We start from the raw sequence: 18,521 nt of genomic DNA, 5'->3' as shown, positions 1-18,521 counted from the left end.
GGAAAGACTGTGGCGGAGGTAACAAACCTAGGTCTGCACCGGCAGGACCAGCCGAGATGACGACCGGACGGTGTTGAGACTGCTGGTGCCGACGCTCGCGTGCCGGAAGTTCATGATCGCCGGTGTCTGCGGGTCCTGATCGTCGCTCGTCAGGGTGAGCCGGATGCGGTCGCCTGCGGCGAAGCGCCGGGCATTGGGCACCAACGGAATCCGGTACTCGACGTCCTCGCCGATCGGCACGGGCGCGAACGTGCGGCACGGCAGGACGGGCGCGCCGGGCCGGCTTTTCGCCTCGTCGGCCTCGCGCAGGCTGGCCCTCAGCCAGCCGGCGGTCACCTCGCTGGTGGTGCCGTCGGCGGCGACGTGCTCGAGTGTCGCAATCCACGCCGTGTCGGGCGCGGTGGCCGATGCGACAAGTCGCAGTTCGATGTCGCCGACGACGTCGACGGTCTCGGTGAGTGGCGCGCTGGTCCACGACAGCGATGCGGGAGGGTCGGTCGGACTGGCCTTGGGACGGTTCAGCCCGGCGCCGAGAGTGAGGTACTCACGACTGCCGGGCGTACCCTCTGCGCGGTCGAGCCTGCCGTCGGCGCGCAGCGCGAACTCTGTGAGAGTCGTTGCGGCGGGCGGCCATTGGCCGGCGGTGTGCCAGCCGTCGGCGCCGGGCAGTACGTAACGGATCGGCGGTCCCTCTAAGATGCCGGTGTCGTAGCCCTTGAGCCAGTGGTCATACCACGCCAGCGCCTCATGGTGAAGGCTTTCCCATGGCCAGGTGAGGCCGAACTGGCCGAGTAGCGCCATCCGGATATTGGCCTTGTCCGCCAGGGCTTTCCACGCGGTGAAGGTCGACGGCAGATGCAACGGTACGTTCTCCCAGTCGCATCCCAGGTAGACGGGTATGTCGATGTTCTCAAGGAGTGGCAACAGGTTTCGCGCCTCCCACCAGTTGTCACGCAAGGGATGTTTGACGACGGCGTCGAGCCACAGGTCGTCCCACGGATGCGGGCTGTGCGGCAGTTTGAGCAGCGCTCGCATCATCGTGACTGCGGCCTCGCCGTTCATGGTCGCGAACTTGCGATGCACGGGCGGCAGATGAAGGACCTTTCGGGCCGCGGCGATCACCGGATTGCGACGCCAGAACCCGTCGCTGCGATCCGTCATCAGGCCCATCATCGACAGGAACGGCGTGATGAACGACGTGCTGGCCAGTCCGTGATGGCTTGCCCCTTCGTAGAGGTCGGCGGTCACCGCGACGGGGAAGATCGCCTTCAGGTGGGGCGGCCGTTCGACGGCCGCTTCCAGCTGGGTCATGGCGAAGTAGCTGATGCCGATCATGCCGACGTTGCCGTCGCACCACGGCTGGGCGGCCGCCCACTCGACGAGGTCGTACATGTCCCGGCGTTCCTGCGGGTCGAAGAACCCGAACGTGCCACCCGATCCGCCGGTCCCGCGCACGTTCGCGATCACGTGCACATACCCGCGCGACACCCAGAAGTCGGTGGCGCCCGCCTCGATGAAGCCGGCCGGAGCGCCGAAGTCCTGCATCTGCCGGGGGTAGGGCGACGCGGCGATCAACGCCGGGTACCTGCCGTGCGTCTCGGGTCGGTGGACGTCGGCCAGCAGGTCGACACCGTCACGCATCGGCACCCGGACGTTGTTGTCGTGCCGGTTCGTGAACTGCGGCTGGCTGAGGTTCCGATAGTCGCGCCCGGTGGTCTGCGGGCCGTTCAACGGGCGGTCGGTCGTCATGAGTGTCACTATGAGCGACTTCGGCGTGCGCAGTCACGCTCAGCGTGACTATCCACGCCGAAATCGCAAAATCACGCACAATCCAAAGATGACGACGGTCGAGGTCGAGCCCCAGCCGCGCATCGACACGATCGTGCGGCTGCCCGACGGCTCCGAGGCGCGGCGCACCGAGTACGTCGGCACCGTGTGGTTCGACGGGAAACCGCAGGTCGCCGGACTGATGCTGCGTCGAGCCCCGAATGCGCCGCGCGGAATCCGCACGCCGAACTTCACAACGTCGTTCTTCATCCCCGACAGCCTGGCCTACGACCGGGCCCAGCTCGGCGACCCGACGCTGTCGATCTCGGTGGTGCTGCGGGCCGCAGGCGACACCAGCGCCATCGTCGACGCCGCCGCCACGTTCACCGACGATCCGTCGGGTGCGCCGACCTGGATTCAGGTGCATCTTCAGGGCCACCTCGGCTGGCCTGCGGGCGTCGGCTACCGCATCGTGGCGGTCACGCCGCCCGGCGCGGTTCGGTGAGGCCCAAATGTCCACGTAGACTCGTCGGTCGGACGTTGAGCACGACTTCTAGGAAGCGAGTAGTACACCCATGAGCGGCCATTCCAAGTGGGCCACCACAAAGCACAAGAAGGCCGTCATCGACGCACGCCGCGGCAAGAACTTCGCAAAGCTGATCAAGAACATCGAAGTGGCCGCGCGAGTCGGCGGCGGCGACCCGGCCGGTAACCCGACGCTCTACGACGCGATCCAGAAGGCCAAGAAGTCGTCGGTGCCCAACGACAACATCGAGCGGGCCCGTAAGCGTGGCGCCGGCGAGGAAGCCGGTGGCGCCGACTACCAGAACATCACCTACGAGGGCTACGGCCCCAACGGCGTCGCGGTGCTCGTCGAGTGCCTGACCGACAACCGCAACCGCGCCGCGGGCGAGGTGCGCGTCGCGATGACCCGCAACGGCGGCAACATGGCCGACCCCGGCTCGGTGTCCTATCTGTTCTCCCGCAAGGGACTGGTCACCCTGGAGAAGAACGGGCTGACCGAGGACGACGTGCTGACCGCCGTCCTCGAGGCCGGCGCCGAGGAGATCAACGACCTCGAGGACAGCTTCGAGATCGTCTGCGAGCCCAGCGATCTCGTCGCAGTCCGGACCGCGCTGCAGGATGCGGGCATCGACTACGAGTCCGCCGAGGCCAGCTTCCAGCCGTCGGTGACGGTGCCGGTCGATCTCGAAGGGGCCCGCAAGGTGCTCAAGTTGGTCGATGCGCTCGAGGACAGCGACGACGTGCAGGACGTCTACACCAACATGGACATCCCGGACGACGTGGCTGCTCAACTCGACGAGGGCTAGCGCTGCCCAGCGCCGAGGAGGCACGAAACATCGCGGCGTTCAAGCGTTTCCACGACGCGCTGAACGCCCACGATGTTGATGCCCTCGCGCAAACAATCGACGAGTTCGTCCTGCCGGATGCGCAGATCCGCACGCCGTTGCCCATCGACGCGACGGGGCCGGACAAGCTCAAGCAAGTGTGGTCGATGCTCTACGCGGTCTATCCCGACCTGCACCTCGTCGTCGACGATCTGATCGCGGCGGGTGACAAGATCGTCGTCAGGAACACCGTCACCGGTACGCAACTGGGGGAGTTCATGGGTGCTGCGCCCACCGGCCGAACGGTGACCTACAACGAGATCTTCATCTTCCGCTTCATCGACGGTCGCGTTGCCGAGACGTGGGGTGTGGTCGACGTTCTGGCGCAGATGCGACAGATCGGCCTGCTGGAGCGCTGAGGAACTCGCCGATCGCCCGCGCGGTCGCTTCGGGCTGGTCGAGCATGATCAGCACCTTCGCGTCGTCGACGTAACGTAGTGTGCCGCCAGTCAATTCGGCCAACGCCTCAGCATGAGCCGCCGGCATCACGCGGTTGCGGCTCCACAGCACCAGCACGTCTCCGCGAAAGTCGGCCAGCCGGTTGGTGGCCCGCGCCAGGTCGGTCTTGTCGAACTTGGTGCGCGCGTATTTCAGCAGGTCGCGACGGATCCGGATATCGGTGAGGCCGGGATCCGTCCACGCCTCGACGATGTCCTGGGGGATCGGTTTGGCGGCCATCATGCCGAACATGAAGAACCGGTTGCGCAACCGAGCGATACGCAGCTGCTGCATCGCCAGTTTGACGGTGGCGGTGCTGCGGGTGGCCGCCCACGTGACCTTGCCGGGGAACCCGGGCGGAAAGTTCGTAAAGGCTTCCGACGGGCAGATCACGAGGCGCGCCACGCGGCCGTCGCGGCCCCGGTCGGTGAGGAACAGCGGCCCGCCCCAGTCGGTGACCACCAGCGTCACGTTGCTGAGATCCAGGGCGTCGAGAAAGTCCGCCACGACGTCGACCATGCCGGGCATCGTGAGGCCGGCGTCGTCGCGCATCGGGATGCGGTGCCCGCCGAGCGGAAGGACAGGCAGCAGATAGCGGAATCCCGTCGGCAGGTGGGGCAGCGCGAGGTTCCACTGCGTGTCGTTCATCAAAAGGCCATGCAGCAGCACCACCGGTGCGCCGGTCGGATCGCCTTCCTCGCGGTACTCGATGGTCCCTGCGGTGACGTCGACGGTTTTCATGGCGACCTCTCGTTAGAACTTTGATTCTAGAACGTATGCTCTAGTCTGTCCTCGGGAGGTGCGAATGGCAAGGTCCACCAGGGAGGCGATCCTGACCGCAGCGGCCGAGTTGATGCGGCACCGCGGCTACGGCGCGGTCGGCATGAAGGACATCGCCGCGGCCTCCGGCGCCCCCATCGGCTCGCTGTATCACCACTTCCGCGGCGGCAAGGTGCAGATCGCCCGCGAGGCGCTGATCAACGCTGGTGCGGCGTACGGCCTGCTCATCCCGTCGATCGTCGACGCCCACACAGACGTGGGAGAGGCCATCGACGCGCTGTTCACCCAGGCCGCCGACGACATGGCTCAGACCGGCTTCGCCAACATGTGCCCCGTCGCGAGCGTCGCCGCCGAGGTCGCCGACATCGTCGAGGAACTCCGCGACACCACCGCGACCGTGTTCAACGGCTGGATCGAAGGCGGTGCCGCGTACTTCAGCGCCCGCGGCCTGGACTCGGCCAGGGCCCGCGACGTGACGCTGGCGATCGTCAGCGCGCTGGAGGGTGCCTTCATCCTGGCGCGCACGCTGCGCAGCACCGAGCCGCTACTGGCCGCCGGCCGCGCGCTCGCGCCGCAGTACCGCGGCGTGACCCTGACGCAGCCTGTCAGCCGCGATGTTGGCATCGTCACATCGACCTGATGCGCGGCCGTCAATCGCGCGGAATGCCCACTCCTGCAGGCAAAATGGCCGCCGTGGCAACTCTCACCGATCAAAACGGGACCGTCTGGACGATCAAACGGCGGTGGTGGCCGTTCCCCAACGGCCTGCTCGATCTGACCTTCGGCTGGGTAGAGAACCTCATCGCGCTGATCTTCACACTGCTGTGGCCGTTCTGGCTGCTGGCCAAGTTCTGCGGTGTGCGGTGGGTGATCACCGTCGAACGCGACGGTGAGCGGGTGCGCAAAGAGCTGGTGCGCGGGTGGAAGAAGTCCAAGGTCCGCATCGACGAGATCGCAGGTGAACTCGATGCCGACAACCGTCCCGGGTACTTCCTCGTGTAGCCGCGTGTCCTCCCGGGCGCGGTCGGTACCCCGGGCTAGTCTCTCGAACAGATGTTCACAGGAGGCGCTGGCGTGCGGGTTATGGGTGTCGACCCCGGGTTGACGCGCTGCGGGTTGTCCGTCATCGAGGGCGGCAAGGGCCGGCAGGTCGTCGCTCTGGACGTCGACGTCGTGCGCACACCGTCCGATGACCCGCTGCAGCACCGGCTGCTCACCATCAGCGACACCGTCGAGCACTGGATGGACACCCACGTGCCCGACGTGATCGCCATCGAGCGGGTGTTCGCCAACCAGAACGCGAACACGGCCATGGGCACCGCACAAGCGGGTGGGGTCATCGCGCTGGCAGCGGCCAGACGGGGCATCGACGTCCACTTCCACACGCCCAGCGAGGTCAAGGCCGCGGTCACCGGTAACGGCAACGCCGACAAGGCGCAGGTCACCGCGATGGTGACGAGAATCCTTGCGCTGCAGACCAAGCCGACACCCGCCGACGCCGCCGACGCGCTGGCGCTGGCGATCTGTCACTGCTGGCGTGCCCCGATGATCGCGCGGATGGCGGCGGCGGAGGCGCTGGCCGCGGAGCAACAACGCAAGTACAAGGCGACGATCAAGGCGAAAGCAAAGGCGGCACGATGATCGCATCCGTTCGCGGCGAGGTCCTCGACATCGCCCTCGACCACGTCGTCATCGAGGCTGCAGGCGTCGGCTACAAGGTCATGGCGACCCCGGCCACCCTGGCGACACTGCACCGCGGTGACGAGGCCCGGCTGATCACCGCGATGATCGTGCGCGAGGATTCGATGACGCTCTACGGCTTCGCCGACGCCGACGCGCGCAACCTCTTCCTGACACTGCTGGGGGTGTCGGGCATCGGGCCCAGCATCGCCCTCGGTGCGCTGGCCATGTACGACGGGCCCACGCTGCGGCGTGCGATCGGCGAGGGCGACATCGCCGCGCTGACGCGGATACCGAAGGTCGGCAAGAAGACCGCCGAACTGATGGCCCTGAGTCTGCGCGACAAGGTGGGTGCTGTGACGCCGTCGGGCGCCGCCGCGCTCAACGGCCATTCGGTGCGCGGCCCCGTCGTGGAAGCGCTTGTCGGGCTTGGGTTTGCGCTCAAACAGGCCGAAGAGGCCACCGACAAGGTGCTCGCCAACGAACCCGAGGCCACGCAGTCGACGGCGTTGCGCTCGGCCCTGTCGATGCTGGGTAGGAAATGAACAGATTCGACGACGACGCGCCCGAGGACCGCGAGGTCACCCCGGCGCTGACCGTCGGCGAGGGCGACATCGACGCCAGCCTGCGGCCACGGTCGCTTGCGGAGTTCATCGGCCAGCCCCGTGTGCGCGAACAGCTGCAACTGGTCCTCGAGGGCGCCAAGAACCGCGGCGGTACACCGGATCACATCCTGCTGTCCGGACCGCCGGGCCTGGGCAAGACCTCGCTGGCGATGATCATCGCGGCCGAGCTGGGCACCTCGCTGCGGGTCACCTCCGGGCCTGCGCTGGAACGTGCGGGCGATCTGGCGGCGATGCTGTCCAACCTCGTCGAGCACGACGTGCTGTTCATCGACGAGATCCACCGCATCGCCAGACCGGCTGAGGAGATGCTCTATCTCGCGATGGAGGACTTCCGGGTCGACGTCGTCGTTGGCAAGGGTCCGGGCGCGACGTCCATACCCCTCGAGGTCGCGCCGTTCACGCTCGTCGGCGCCACCACCCGCTCCGGTGCGCTCACCGGCCCGCTGCGCGACAGGTTCGGCTTCACCGCCCACATGGACTTCTACGAACCCGCCGAACTCGAGCGGGTGCTGACCCGCTCGGCCGGCATCCTCGGCATCGAGCTGCAGGCCGACGCCGGGGCCGAGGTCGCCCGACGCTCACGCGGCACGCCGCGCATCGCCAACCGGCTGCTGCGACGGGTCCGGGACTTCGCCGAGGTGCGCGCCGACGGCGTCATCACCCGCGACATCGCCAAGTCGGCGCTTGCGGTGTACGACGTGGACGAACTCGGGCTGGATCGGCTCGACCGGGCCGTCTTGTCCGCGCTCACAAAGAGTTTCGGCGGCGGTCCCGTCGGGGTGTCGACATTGGCGGTCGCGGTCGGGGAGGAAGCCACGACGGTCGAGGAGGTCTGCGAACCCTTCCTCGTGCGTGCCGGCATGATCGCCCGCACGCCCCGCGGGCGCGTCGCCACGGCCCAGGCCTGGACGCATCTCGGAATGAGGCCGCCTGCCGGAACCGCCGGTTTTGGGCAGCCCGGTCTGTTCGAATAGAGCGATGGCGATCGTCTACGCAGGGTTGGGCTTCGCGGGTCTCGCGGCGCTGCTGCACGTCTACATCTGGGTGATGGAATCGTTGACCTGGACCTCGGCCCGCACCAGGGCGACGTTCGGAACCACCGAGGAAGAAGCGCTGGCCACCAAGGAACTCGCCTTCAACCAGGGTTTCTACAACCTGTTTCTGGCGATCGTGACCTTCGTGGGCATCGTCCTCGGCGCAACCGGACACTGTGGCGTCGGGCTCGCCCTGGTTTTCGCCGGCACCGGCTCCATGCTCGCCGCGGCGCTGGTGCTACTGCTGTCGTCGCCCGACAAGGCACGAGCCGCGATCACCCAGGGCATTCTGCCCCTGATCGCGGTCGTGCTCTTGGGCGTCGGGCTGGCACTCTAGAGCAGGCCGAGCACCTGCAGGTCGGTGATGTACTTGACGATGATGTCGGCCGTGACATGTGGGATGTCTTTGTCCGGACCGATTTTCGCGTCCTGCACCGCGGCGCGGAACCGCTCGGTCGAGGCCAACGCACCGCGCATCGGCTTGGCGGGCTGCGCGTAGCTGTGCAGCAGCGGCAGTAGCGACGCCTGACGCTGACGGTCCGGCAGGGCCCGCATGCTCGTCTCGAAACGCTGCAGCCAATCTGCGTAGTCGGCCACTCGGTCGATCGCATAGCCGGCCTCGACCAGCCAGTCGACGTACTCGTCGAGCCCGATGCCGTCGTCATATGGGTTCATGACGTGGTAGGTCTCGAACCCGTGGACCTGGTGTGCGCCCAGGGTGGAGATCGCCTCGGCGATGAAATCGACTGGCAGACCGTCATAGTGGGACCGCTGCCGATGGCCCGCGGCATCCAGTTCGTAGAACGATCCGGGTGCGATTCCGGTGGCCACCAGGCTCAGCATCAGTCGGGTGAACATGTCGGGCACGTTGAGCTGGCCCGCGTAGCGGGGCTCGGCCAGGATCATGTCGCACCGGAACACCGCCACGGGCAGGCCACTGAGATCGTGGGCCTCGCGCAGCAGAACCTCACCGGCCCACTTGCTGTTGCCGTAGCCGTTGGCGTAGCCGTGGTTGACCGAACGCGTCGCGCTCATCTGCCGGACGTCGGCGTCCTCGACGAACTTCGACGGCTCGACCTGATCGCCGACGCCGATCGTCGACAGGTAGATGAACGGCTTCAACTTCGTGGTCAGCGCCAGCTTGATCAGTTCGGCTGTTCCGACGACGTTGGGTCCGAACAACTGGTCGTACGGCAGGACGTGGTTGACCAGTGCGGCCGGATCCACGATCAGGTCGACGGTGTCGGCCAGCCGCTGCCAGGTCTTCGCGTCGAGTCCGAGGTCGGGTTCGCCCTTGTCGCCGGCGAGCACCTCCAGATGCTCCGCGGCCAGTCGCCGGTAGTGGTCCAGCAATCTCGCGTCACCGCTGTCGAACGTGTCGTCGAGTCGCTGCCGCGCGCCGGCGTCGTCCTTGGCGCGAACGAGGCAGATCACCTTGCCGTCGACGAGGTGCATACGCTCCAGCCATTCCAGGGCCAGATAGCGGCCCAGGAACCCGGTCGCACCGGTCAGCAACACGGTGCGCACCTCCTGGCTCGGGTACGGCAGAGCCGGTGCGGACGCCAGCGTGCGGGCACCGAGGAACTTGTCCAGGGTCAGCTCCGCGGCGTGCACTGTGGTCGCACCGCGACCGTGCACCGACGCGAAGGTCGGGCGCGTCCTGCCGGAGCGTTCAACCTCGATGTAATCAGCAAGCGCGGCAAGGTCGTTCGCGGGGCTGACGATCACCCCGACGGGGACCTCGATGTCGAAGATGTCGTGCAGCAGATTGGCGAACGTCAACGCCGACAACGAGTCTCCGCCCAGATCGGTGAAGTGCGCGTCGGGCGCCAGATCGGCCGCAGCGGTACCCAGCAGTGCACCGGCCGCCCGGACGACGGCCTCGATGACGGGCCGCTCGGCTCCGTGCTGCCGCAACTCGCGCAACTCGGTCGCCTGACCCTCCGCGAGCTGCGAGTAAAGCTCCTCCAGTCGGGGACCGTAGATCTCCTTCAGCTTTGGCCGGGCCAGCTTGCGGATGCCGGTGAGCAAACCGTTCTCCAACGTGAATGCCGTTGTCTCCACGATGAAGTCACGTGGCACCTCGAAGGACTGCAGACCGGCTGACTTCGCGACGTCGGCCAGCGATTCGCTGATCGCGGTGCGCAGCTGCTGATCGCCGTAGCGAGCCAGCGCCTCGGGGGTCGGCACGATCACGGCCAGCAGATACGACCAGGCGCTGTTGCCGTAGATGTAGATCTGCCGCACCAGGGGACTGGTTTCGAACACCGCCTCTATCTTCGACGCGGTGACGAACTCACCCTGCGACAGCTTGAGGACGAAGTTGCGCCGGTCCACATACTGCAGCTGATCGGGACCGAGCTCGGCCATGACGTCGCCGGTCCGGTAGAAGCCGTCCTCGTCGAACACGTCGGCGGTCACTTCGGGACGCTTGTAGTAACCGGGGAACATGTTGGTGGTCTTCAGCAGCAATTCGCCTCGGGGATAAGGGCGGTCGGTGCTGAAGTAGCCCAGATCGGGCACGTCGACCAGCTTGTAGTCGACCACCGGTGGACGCTTCAGCTGTCCGTCGAGCAGAACCCCGCCCGCCTCGGTCGAGCCGTAGCCGTCGTGCAGGTCCAAGCCGAGGAACGACTCGACCCACCCTTTCAGCTCCGGCGAGGTCGGGGCAGAGCCGGTCATCGCAATCAGGTGGCGGTTGCCGATCAGACGATCCCGCACAGCGTTGGCGAATTCAGCGTCCGACAGGGTATCGGCGCCTTCGGCTGCGTGCCGATCGAGCTGGCTGTGCACTTCCGCGGAGAGCATGTCCCAGACACGCGGGACGAAGGACAGCTGCGTCGGCCGCACGAGCCCGAGGTCTTCGAGGAAGGTCGAAAGGTCGCTCTTGGCCGAGAAATACGCTGTGCCGCCGTGGGCCAGCGCGCCGTAGAGGCCGAAGCGTCCCATGACGTGGCTCATCGGCATGAAGCTCAGGACGATCGTCGGCTCGAGGCTTTCGGCCCAGCCCCAGTGGTGGGGCAGCCACAGCTTCGCGAACAAATTCCGGGTGTAGATCGCACCCTTGGGCGCTCCCGTGCTGCCCGAGGTGTAGATCAGCAGCGCCAGGTCGTCCGCCTCACGGTGAGCAACAGGCTTGGTGGGCAACGTCTTTCCGCGCTCGACCACGTCCTGCAGCGTTTCCACCACGACGGGGTGACCCGTCAGGCGAGCGCGCGCGGCCTCGTATGCTTCGCGGTGGTGGGTGATCTCAGGGTCGTAGTCGAACACGATCAGGGTGGCCGGTGTATGGCCGGTCGACACGAGTTCGATTGCGTCATCGACATAGTCGATGCTCGCGGCGATGACGGTCGGTTCGGCTTCGGTGACGATGGGCCGCAGCGAGGTGATCGCGGCGCTGGTCTGCAGCGGCACCGAGACGGCGCCGAGCGTGATGGTGGCGATGTCGATCACCGTGTAGTCGACGCTCGCGAAGCCGAGGATCGCGACGCGATCGCCGGGACGCACGTCGGCAAGCGCGGTGGTGACTGCGTTGACACGGCCCCACAGGTCGCGATAGGTGATGGTGTTGAAGCGGGGGAGAAGCTTTGCGGTGGTGCGCCCCTGCGCGTCGGTGACGTACTCAATCGCGCGTTCGCCGAGCGCGGGACGGTCGGGATAGCCCTCCATCACCATGCGCACCATCTCGTCCAGCGGCAACCCGGGCTGTTCGATGGCCTCGCTGATCGTCGCGTCGGGTTTGGCGGCGGCGAACTGTGGGTCGGTGGCGTACAGATCTGCGATGCGGCGCTCGAGGCGCTCTTGACGGGTATCAGTGGACATCGAGGAATCCTTCGATAACACAATTCATTTGGTCGGGCGCCTCGTTGAGCCCACTATTAAAAGGATCGTTAGCGAAACTAAAGCTATTCCGCCCGGTTGCTGTCAGTTGCCTGTCAACGGCACGGATGGGCAGGTGGGGCGCATGCGCGGTGGCGACTATCACAGGCGGGCGGTTTGCAACCGTCGGACACCGGTTACGTGATGCGTCGCGCGGGTACTCCGACCTGCATGACTGATACACGAGTTCGGACCCGTGGGGGCCGCCTTCAGATGCAGCGCAGCAGGGGCGCGATGAGCGGCTTTCTGCTCATACTGCTGGGCGCCTGGGGCGCCCTCATCCCGTTTGTCGGGCCGTTCTTCGACTTCGCCTTCAGCCCGGACCGGGCGTGGACGTGGACCGAGGCGCGCGGGTGGCTACAGGTGCTGCCCGGCGCGGTAGCGGTGGTCGGTGGACTACTGTTGCTGGTGTCCCGCAATCGGGCCACGGCGATGTTCGGCGCGTGGCTGGCCGTGCTCGCGGGGGCCTGGTTCATCATCGGTCGCGCGTGCGCGGGGCTCTTCGGCATCGGTGACGTTGGTGCACCCGTCGCGGCGACGGAGACCAAGGCCGTGGTGCTCGAGTTGTCGTACTTCTACGGCCTCGGCGCGCTGATCGTGTTCCTCGGTGCGGCGGCGGTGGGCCGCATTTCGGTGCGCAGCGTGCGTGACGTCGAGTACGTCGACCGCCCGGTCGTCGCCGAGCAGGCGCAGCCGGCGTTCTCGGACGCCGACGAGGTCACCGAGATCCAGCCGACGGCCGGTTCCACGGAACGCCATCGCTGGCGCGACACGTTCAGCCGGCGCCGGACGCCCGCGCACTGACGCGTCCTCCACTCCGCGAAATAGCATTCCGGGTTGTCGAGCGACGGCTTTGACGACCCGGAATGCTATTTCGGCGCAGACTTGGTGACGCCAGTCCCAATGCCCCGCAGCTGGGACGAGCTTCACAGTCGATCTGTGACCTGCGTGACTGACCGCACCGGCCCCAGAATATAGCCTGGCTATCTAACTCTGATCGAAATTACGCCGCCCGGCGGATGATCCGCGGCTCGGTGGAACCGATAGTCGACTTATCTACTCGTTCACCAGGAGGCCGAGATGACCTACAGGCCAGGTACCACGGATTCCAATGCGGCTCGCCAGCATTCGGTCGTCGCCATCTGTGAGGCACTCGGCGTTCCCGAGCGGGACTGGCGCCTGTTCACCCGGTGGGCCGAAACCCCGCTGTCGTCGAAGTCGCGCGACGCGCTGCACCAGTACGTCGACGTGATGATCGCCGACCGCTGCACGCACCCCACCGACGACCTGCTCTCGGAGCTGATCGATGTGGAGGTCGACGGACAGGCGATGACGACCGATGACATCCGCCGGTTCGTCACCGATTTGGTCGTTGGCACGGACTAGCTTCTGGCGAGCAGACGCGGAAACCCCCAGAATGCCGTCGAAATAGGGGCTTTCACGTCTGCTCGCGGAAAAGGTGGCCCCCCTTCCGCAAGAAGGTGGCCCTGCTCGCGCAAGAAAAATCAGCCGGTGAAGGCCATCACGTGCTTGATGCGCGTGTAGTCCTCGAAGCCGTACATCGACAGGTCCTTGCCGTGGCCCGACGATTTGAACCCGCCGTGCGGCATCTCGGCGACCAACGGGATGTGGGTGTTGATCCACACGCAACCGAAGTTCAGCGCCGCCGACACCCGTAGAGCCCGTGAGACATCCTTCGTCCACACCGACGACGCGAGTCCGTACTCGGTGCCGTTAGCCCATGCGATCGCCTCATCCTCATCCGAGAACGACTGCACCGTGATCACCGGACCGAAGATCTCCTGCTGCACCAGACGGTCGTCCTGGCGCAGCCCGCCGATGACCGTCGGTTCCACGTAGAAACCCTTGTCGCCCTGGCGTTTTCCGCCGACAGCCACGTTGGCGTGCGACGGCACATCCTCGAAGAACGAGAGCACCCGCTCCATTTGGTTGACGTTGTTGACCGGCGGCACCCAGGCGTCCTCGTCGTCGGCGGCCTTGCCGAACGTGGTCGTCGCACCCCGCGCCTGTTCCGCGAGCGCCTCGGTCAGTTCCGAGGCCACCTTCGCGGTCGCCAGCACGCGGGTGGCCGCGGTGCAGTCCTGGCCGGCGTTGAAGTAACCCGCCGTCGCGATTCCCTCGGCGGCGCTGGCGATGTCGCTGTCGTCGAACACGATCACCGGCGCCTTGCCGCCCAACTCCAGGTGCGTGCGCTTCAAATGTCCGCCCGCGCTGACGGCCACCGCGCGGCCCGCGGCCACCGAACCGGTGATCGACACCATCTCCGGCGTCGGATGCGCCACCACCGCTGCGCCCGTATTCCGGTCGCCGCACACGACATTCAGCACACCGGGCGGGAAGTGTTTGGCGGCGATCTCCGCAAGCATCACGGTGGTCACGGGAGTGGTGTCGCTGGGCTTGATCACCACGGTGTTGCCCGCGGCGATGGCCGGACAGAACTTCCAGATCGCCATCATCATCGGGTAATTCCAGGGGGCGACCTGGCCGATGACGCCGACGGGCTCGCGCCGGATCCACGACGTGTGGTTCTCCATGTACTCGCCGGCGGACTTACCCTCCAACAGTCGCGCCGCGCCTGCGAAGAACCGGATCTGGTCGACCATCGGCGGGATCTCCTCAGCCATGGTCACGTGGTTGGGCTTACCCGTGTTGCGGCCCTCGGCCTCCACGAGTGCCTGCGCGTTGCGCTCGACGTCGTCGGCGAAGTCGAGCAGCGCCTTCTGACGTTGGGACGGCGTCGTGCGCTTCCAGTCGGCGAACGCCTTCGAGGCGGCCGCGTACGCGTTGTCGATGTCGGCCTCGTTGGAGATCGGCGCCGTCGCGTACTCCTCGCCGGTGGTGGGATCCACCAGCGGCATGGTGGCCCCGCTGACGGAGTCGACGAGCTCGCCGCCGATGAAATTCTGAACCTTCGTCATGTGTGTGAACTCCTTCGGTTATTGGTCTTTGAGGACAAGGGCGAGGACATCGAGACCTTCGATCAGAAGGTCGTCGCTGATCGTCAGCGGTGGAAGGAATCGCAGCACATTTCCGAATGTGCCGCAGGACAACACGATCACGCCCGCGGCGTGGCAGCCCGCGCATAGCGCCTTCGTCAGATCGGCGTCGGGTTCGGCGGTGCCCGGCTTGACCAACTCCATCGCGATCATCGCGCCGCGGCCGCGGACGTCGCCGATGCGGTCGTCCTCGGCCTGCAACCGGCCCAGCCGGTCCTTCATCAGCGCCTCGATCTGACGTGCGCGCTCGACCAGGCCGTCGGCCTCGATGGTGGCGATCGTCGCCAGTGCCGCCGCACACGCCACCGGATTGCCGCCGTAGGTGCCGCCGAGTCCGCTGACGTGCGGTGCGTCCATGATCTCGGCGCGGCCGGTGACCCCGGACAACGGCATACCGTCGGCGATGCCCTTGGCGGTGACGATGAGGTCCGGCTCGATGCCCTCGTGTTCGCACGCGAACATCGCCCCGGTGCGCGCGAAACCGGTCTGCACCTCGTCGGCGATGAACACCACGTTGTTCTTTCGGCACCAGTCAAGCAGCGTGGGCAGGAAGCCGTCGGCAGGCACGATGAAGCCGCCCTCACCCTGGATGGGTTCGATGATCACCGCGGCCAGGTTGTCGGCGCCGACCTGTTTGTCGATGACGGTGATCGCCCGCTTGGCCGCGAGCTCACCGTCCGTCGCCAGTTCCTTGCCGAACTCCGCGTCGCGGAACGGGTACGACAGCGGTGCGCGGTAGACCTCGGGGGCGAACGGGCCGAAGCCATGCTTGTAGGGCATCGACTTCGCGGTCAACGCCATCGTCAGGTTGGTCCGGCCGTGATACGCGTGGTCGAACGACACCACCGCGGACTTGCGCGTATAGCTCCTGGCGATCTTGATCGCGTTCTCCACGGCTTCCGAACCCGAGTTGAACAGCGCCGACCGTTTCTCATAGCTGCCGGGCGTGAGGCGGTTGAGCTGTTCGGCGACCGCGACATACCCCTCGTACGGCGTGATCATGAAGCAGGTGTGGGTGAATCGGGCCGCCTGATCGCCGATGGCGGCGACGACCGCGGGCGAGGAGTTCCCGATGGTGGTCACCGCGATACCCGAACCGAGATCGATGAGCCGATTGCCGTCGACGTCCTCGACGATGCCGCCGAACGCCCGCGACGCGTACACCGGCATCGTGTTGCCGACCCCGCGAGACACCGCGGCGGTCTTCCTGTCGATCAGCGCCTGCGACAGCGGGCCGGGTATCGCGGTGGCGAGGTAGCGACTCTGCTCGAGGGTGCTCAATTCCGCCTCCTGACGAACTGGGATTCGACGCTCCAGGCGCCGCGGTACGAGCCTAGTCGGCGGCGCACCGATCCGATTGAAAACTCCCGCAGGTTGTGGCGGAATCAACCGCCGCCACGGGGCGAGGCAACGGATTTCGTCGCGCTTAACTCAATCTCGGTCGTAGTGGCATACGGCTCCCAGCATCACGCCCCACGGGTCGAGCCGGCACGTGGCGAAGAACGGCTGTGGATTCTGCTTACCGCCCTTCGGACGGTAGGCGAACTCAATGATCTGCGGCAGCAATGGCACACTGGTCCCTGACGAAGCGTCTGACCTGCCGGTCTTGCGCTGTGAACCGAGACCGATACGAAAGACAGCTGCTGACATGGATCTGGTCGTTTTCCTGCCGCTCATCCTCATCATGGGCCTCTTTATGTTCTTCGCGTCGCGCCGGCAGAAGAAGGCGATGCAGGCCACCATCGATCTGCACGAGTCGCTTCAGATCGGTGACCGCATCCACACCACGTCGGGCCTGGAAGGCACCATCACCGGCATCACCGACGATTCGGTGGACCTCGAGATCGCGCCCGGCGTGGTCACCACCTGGATGAAGCTGGCCGTGCGCGACAAGATCGAGCCGGAGACCGACGAGGACGAGGATTACGAGGATTTCGAGGACATCGACGACGAAGAATCGACTGCCACCGAAATCACCGAAAGCCCGAACAAGAAGGACTGAGGGCGGAGGACTCAGCCTCAGCACGTAACCTTTGCGGTGCTGACGAACTGATCTCGAGGAGACCCTAGAAACGTGGCATCGTCTTCGACGCCGGTGCACCCTGCCCGATACCTTGCGCTCTTTTTGGTATTGCTGGTCGGCGCATACCTGTTGGTGTTCCTCACCGGGGACAAGAAAGCCGAGCCGAAACTCGGCATCGACCTGCAGGGCGGCACTCGCGTAACGCTCACCGCTCGCACCCCGGACGGCTCGCGTCCCACCCGCGACGCCCTGCTCCAGGCGCAATCGATCATCAGCGACCGAGTCAACGGTCTGGGCGTTTCGGGATCCGAAGTCATCATCGACGGCGACAACCTCGTCATCACGGTGCCCGGTAGCGACAGCAGCGAGGCCCGCAACCTCGGTCAGACCGCACGGCTCTACATCCGTCCCGTGATCCACGTGATGCCTGCTGTGCAGCCCGGCCAGCAGCCGCCGGTCGAAGAGCCCGAGGGCGCACCGCCGCTCCCACCGGTGGAGCCCGGCGCGCCGGAAGGCGCAACGCCCCCGCCGGGAGGCGCGGACGTCCCGCCAGGAGGCGCCGAACAGCCGTCCGCACCGCCCGCGCAGCCTCCGGCGCCGCAGCCGCGTCCCTACCCGGAGCAGCCGCAGCCCTCACCGACGCCATCTCCGTCTCCGTCCCCATCGCCTCAGCCCGCGCCTCCGGGCCAGCAGACGCCGCCCCAGCCGGCACCCCCGGGCCAGGAGCCGACCCCGGCCCCGCCACCGGGAGAGCCCACGCTGCAGCAGCGCATCGCCGACGAGAAGGAACTGCGGCAGAGCACCGACCAGCAGATCCAGATCCTCGCGCTGCAGTTTCAGGCGACTCGTTGCGGCGAGGACGACGTGCTGGCCGGTAACGACGACCCGAATCTGCCGTTGATCACGTGCTCGCAGAACGGCAACGAGGTCTATCTCCTCGACAAGTCGATCATCAGTGGCGAACAGATCGAGAACGCGAGCTCGGGCCTGGACCAGCAGTCGGCGCAATACATCGTCGACCTCCAATTCAAGAGTGACGCGACGAAGATCTGGGCCGACTTCACCGCGGCGAACGTCGGCACCCAGACCGCGTTCGTGCTCGACTCGAAGGTGGTCAGCGCGCCCGAGATTCGCGAGCCCATTCCGGGTGGCCGCACTCAGATCAGCGGACAGTTCAACCAGTCGACGGCCCGCGAACTGGCCAACGTGTTGAAGTACGGCTCACTTCCGCTGTCCTTCGAGTCATCGGAAGCCGAAACCGTCTCGGCGACATTGGGTTTGACGTCGCTGCGGGCAGGCTTGATCGCGGGTGCGGTCGGGCTGGCGCTGGTGCTGCTCTATTCACTGCTCTATTACCGCGTCCTGGGGCTGCTGATCGCGGTGTCGCTGGTCGCTTCCGGCGCAATGGTTTACGCGATCCTGGTACTCCTCGGCAGATACATCAACTACACCCTCGACCTGGCCGGCATCGCGGGTCTGATCATCGGTATCGGTATGACGGCCGACTCGTTCGTGGTGTTCTTCGAACGCATCAAGGATGAGATACGTGACGGTCGCTCGTTCCGCTCGGCCGTGCCTCGAGGCTGGAGCAGGGCCCGCAAGACGATTCTGTCCGGCAACGCGGTCACGTTCCTGGCCGCGGCGGTCCTCTATGTCCTTGCTGTGGGCCAGGTGAAGGGTTTCGCGTTCACCTTGGGCCTGACAACAATCCTCGACGTGGTGGTGGTGGTCCTGGTGACCTGGCCGCTCGTGTACATCGCGTCGAAGTCGCCGACGCTGGCCAAGCCGAGGCTGAACGGTCTGGGCGCGGTGCAGCAGATCGCCCGCGAGCGACGAGCCGCCGCGCACCTGGCGGGAGGGGGGTAGCG

At 66.4% G+C, this 18,521-nt stretch carries 19 protein-coding genes; 13 read left to right on the top strand and 6 right to left on the bottom strand.

The features are described from left to right. Positions 1-27 precede the first annotated feature (27 nt). Positions 28-1,749 carry a CocE/NonD family hydrolase gene (locus tag G6N43_RS19465; RefSeq protein ID WP_083149786.1) on the bottom strand — a complete coding sequence of 574 codons (1,722 nt, stop codon included), beginning with the start codon at positions 1,747-1,749 and terminating at the stop codon, positions 28-30. 88 nt (positions 1,750-1,837) lie between these two features. On the opposite strand from G6N43_RS19465, the gene G6N43_RS19460 reads away from it, so the two are divergent. The 3 genes from G6N43_RS19460 to G6N43_RS19450 all read left to right on the top strand — a co-directional run bounded on the left by G6N43_RS19460 (position 1,838) and on the right by G6N43_RS19450 (position 3,535). Continuing rightward, complete coding sequence (locus G6N43_RS19460; RefSeq protein WP_083149785.1) at positions 1,838-2,272, top strand: hypothetical protein; 435 nt, start codon at positions 1,838-1,840, stop codon at positions 2,270-2,272. Between the two features lie 70 nt (positions 2,273-2,342). Further along, positions 2,343-3,098: a YebC/PmpR family DNA-binding transcriptional regulator gene (locus G6N43_RS19455; RefSeq protein WP_083149735.1), complete on the top strand. Its 756-nt coding sequence runs from the start codon at positions 2,343-2,345 to the stop codon at positions 3,096-3,098. Positions 3,099-3,100: 2 nt separating this feature from the next. Further along, positions 3,101-3,535 (top strand): ester cyclase, encoded by a 435-nt coding sequence (locus G6N43_RS19450; RefSeq protein WP_083149784.1) that lies wholly within the window; start codon positions 3,101-3,103, stop codon positions 3,533-3,535. Here the strand turns inward: G6N43_RS19450 and G6N43_RS19445 are convergent. After that, positions 3,453-4,355 carry an alpha/beta fold hydrolase gene (locus tag G6N43_RS19445; protein ID WP_083149734.1) on the bottom strand — a complete coding sequence of 301 codons (903 nt, stop codon included), beginning with the start codon at positions 4,353-4,355 and terminating at the stop codon, positions 3,453-3,455. The two genes, G6N43_RS19450 and G6N43_RS19445, sit on opposite strands and share 83 nt — an antisense overlap. 64 nt (positions 4,356-4,419) lie before the next feature. Between G6N43_RS19445 and G6N43_RS19440 the strand changes: the two genes are divergently transcribed. The 6 genes from G6N43_RS19440 (at position 4,420) to G6N43_RS19415 (ending at position 8,071) form a co-directional block, all read left to right on the top strand. Further along, positions 4,420-5,034: a TetR/AcrR family transcriptional regulator gene (locus G6N43_RS19440; protein WP_083149783.1), complete on the top strand. Its 615-nt coding sequence runs from the start codon at positions 4,420-4,422 to the stop codon at positions 5,032-5,034. A gap of 53 nt (positions 5,035-5,087) precedes the next feature. Beyond that, the gene (locus G6N43_RS19435; RefSeq protein ID WP_133056538.1) at positions 5,088-5,396 is read left to right on the top strand and encodes a hypothetical protein; all 309 of its coding nucleotides are present in this window, start codon (positions 5,088-5,090) and stop codon (positions 5,394-5,396) included. Positions 5,397-5,468: 72 nt separating this feature from the next. Beyond that, complete coding sequence (gene ruvC, locus G6N43_RS19430; protein WP_083149782.1) at positions 5,469-6,035, top strand: crossover junction endodeoxyribonuclease RuvC; 567 nt, start codon at positions 5,469-5,471, stop codon at positions 6,033-6,035. Next, positions 6,032-6,619, top strand: a complete 588-nt coding sequence (gene ruvA / locus G6N43_RS19425) for a Holliday junction branch migration protein RuvA (RefSeq protein ID WP_083149732.1) — start codon at positions 6,032-6,034, stop codon at positions 6,617-6,619. The genes ruvC and ruvA overlap by 4 nt, the downstream gene beginning before the upstream one ends. After that, positions 6,616-7,674 (top strand): Holliday junction branch migration DNA helicase RuvB, encoded by a 1,059-nt coding sequence (gene ruvB, locus G6N43_RS19420; protein WP_083149731.1) that lies wholly within the window; start codon positions 6,616-6,618, stop codon positions 7,672-7,674. Before ruvA ends, ruvB begins: the two co-directional genes overlap by 4 nt. A 10-nt stretch (positions 7,675-7,684) precedes the next feature. Continuing rightward, positions 7,685-8,071: a DUF1304 domain-containing protein gene (locus G6N43_RS19415; protein ID WP_110810304.1), complete on the top strand. Its 387-nt coding sequence runs from the start codon at positions 7,685-7,687 to the stop codon at positions 8,069-8,071. Here G6N43_RS19415 and car read toward each other — a convergent pair. Continuing rightward, positions 8,068-11,556 carry a carboxylic acid reductase gene (car, locus tag G6N43_RS19410; protein WP_083149729.1) on the bottom strand — a complete coding sequence of 1,163 codons (3,489 nt, stop codon included), beginning with the start codon at positions 11,554-11,556 and terminating at the stop codon, positions 8,068-8,070. The genes G6N43_RS19415 and car overlap by 4 nt on opposite strands. 228 nt (positions 11,557-11,784) lie before the next feature. On the opposite strand from car, the gene G6N43_RS19405 reads away from it, so the two are divergent. Both G6N43_RS19405 and G6N43_RS19400 read left to right on the top strand, forming a co-directional pair. Continuing rightward, positions 11,785-12,417, top strand: coding sequence for a hypothetical protein (locus G6N43_RS19405; protein WP_083149728.1), 633 nt, complete (start codon positions 11,785-11,787; stop codon positions 12,415-12,417). 276 nt (positions 12,418-12,693) lie between these two features. Then, positions 12,694-12,999: a cytochrome P450 family protein gene (locus G6N43_RS19400; protein WP_083149727.1), complete on the top strand. Its 306-nt coding sequence runs from the start codon at positions 12,694-12,696 to the stop codon at positions 12,997-12,999. 119 nt (positions 13,000-13,118) lie between these two features. Here G6N43_RS19400 and G6N43_RS19395 read toward each other — a convergent pair whose 3' ends face one another. The 3 genes from G6N43_RS19395 to G6N43_RS30500 form a co-directional block, all read right to left on the bottom strand. Then, positions 13,119-14,552: a gamma-aminobutyraldehyde dehydrogenase gene (locus tag G6N43_RS19395; protein ID WP_083149726.1), complete on the bottom strand. Its 1,434-nt coding sequence runs from the start codon at positions 14,550-14,552 to the stop codon at positions 13,119-13,121. 18 nt (positions 14,553-14,570) lie between these two features. Beyond that, a complete protein-coding gene (gene gabT / locus G6N43_RS19390; RefSeq protein WP_083149725.1) occupies positions 14,571-15,911 on the bottom strand; it encodes a 4-aminobutyrate--2-oxoglutarate transaminase in 1,341 nt (446 codons plus the stop codon). A gap of 150 nt (positions 15,912-16,061) precedes the next feature. Then, on the bottom strand, positions 16,062-16,280 hold the full coding sequence (locus G6N43_RS30500) for a hypothetical protein (RefSeq protein WP_179967894.1): 219 nt from the start codon (positions 16,278-16,280) through the stop codon (positions 16,062-16,064). Here G6N43_RS30500 and yajC point away from each other — a divergent pair. Both yajC and secD read left to right on the top strand, forming a co-directional pair. Beyond that, entirely contained in the window at positions 16,279-16,632 is a 354-nt protein-coding gene (gene yajC, locus G6N43_RS19380; RefSeq protein ID WP_083149724.1) for a preprotein translocase subunit YajC, read from the top strand. The two genes, G6N43_RS30500 and yajC, sit on opposite strands and share 2 nt — an antisense overlap. Before the next feature lie 72 nt (positions 16,633-16,704). Further along, positions 16,705-18,519: a protein translocase subunit SecD gene (secD, locus tag G6N43_RS19375; RefSeq protein WP_083149723.1), complete on the top strand. Its 1,815-nt coding sequence runs from the start codon at positions 16,705-16,707 to the stop codon at positions 18,517-18,519. Positions 18,520-18,521 lie beyond the last annotated feature (2 nt).

It is taken from the genome of Mycolicibacterium moriokaense, assembly GCF_010726085.1.
Classification (GTDB): domain Bacteria; phylum Actinomycetota; class Actinomycetes; order Mycobacteriales; family Mycobacteriaceae; genus Mycobacterium; species Mycobacterium moriokaense.
This window is presented reverse-complemented; position numbering and strand designations above follow the sequence as displayed.

Bases quoted from the DNA above. Each gene is read 5' to 3' on its own strand.
- G6N43_RS19440 (WP_083149783.1), top strand. From the start codon at position 4,420: ATGGCAAGGTCCACCAGGGAGGCGATCCTGACCGCAGCGGCCGAGTTG.
- ruvB (WP_083149731.1), top strand. From the start codon at position 6,616: ATGAACAGATTCGACGACGACGCGCCCGAGGACCGCGAGGTCACCCCG.
- G6N43_RS19400 (WP_083149727.1), top strand. From the start codon at position 12,694: ATGACCTACAGGCCAGGTACCACGGATTCCAATGCGGCTCGCCAGCAT.
- G6N43_RS19460 (WP_083149785.1), top strand. From the start codon at position 1,838: ATGACGACGGTCGAGGTCGAGCCCCAGCCGCGCATCGACACGATCGTG.
- G6N43_RS19455 (WP_083149735.1), top strand. From the start codon at position 2,343: ATGAGCGGCCATTCCAAGTGGGCCACCACAAAGCACAAGAAGGCCGTC.
- G6N43_RS30500 (WP_179967894.1), bottom strand. From the start codon at position 16,280: ATGTCAGCAGCTGTCTTTCGTATCGGTCTCGGTTCACAGCGCAAGACC.
- G6N43_RS19445 (WP_083149734.1), bottom strand. From the start codon at position 4,355: ATGAAAACCGTCGACGTCACCGCAGGGACCATCGAGTACCGCGAGGAA.
- G6N43_RS19395 (WP_083149726.1), bottom strand. From the start codon at position 14,552: ATGACGAAGGTTCAGAATTTCATCGGCGGCGAGCTCGTCGACTCCGTC.
- yajC (WP_083149724.1), top strand. From the start codon at position 16,279: ATGGATCTGGTCGTTTTCCTGCCGCTCATCCTCATCATGGGCCTCTTT.
- ruvA (WP_083149732.1), top strand. From the start codon at position 6,032: ATGATCGCATCCGTTCGCGGCGAGGTCCTCGACATCGCCCTCGACCAC.
- G6N43_RS19465 (WP_083149786.1), bottom strand. From the start codon at position 1,749: ATGACGACCGACCGCCCGTTGAACGGCCCGCAGACCACCGGGCGCGAC.
- G6N43_RS19405 (WP_083149728.1), top strand. From the start codon at position 11,785: ATGACTGATACACGAGTTCGGACCCGTGGGGGCCGCCTTCAGATGCAG.
- car (WP_083149729.1), bottom strand. From the start codon at position 11,556: ATGTCCACTGATACCCGTCAAGAGCGCCTCGAGCGCCGCATCGCAGAT.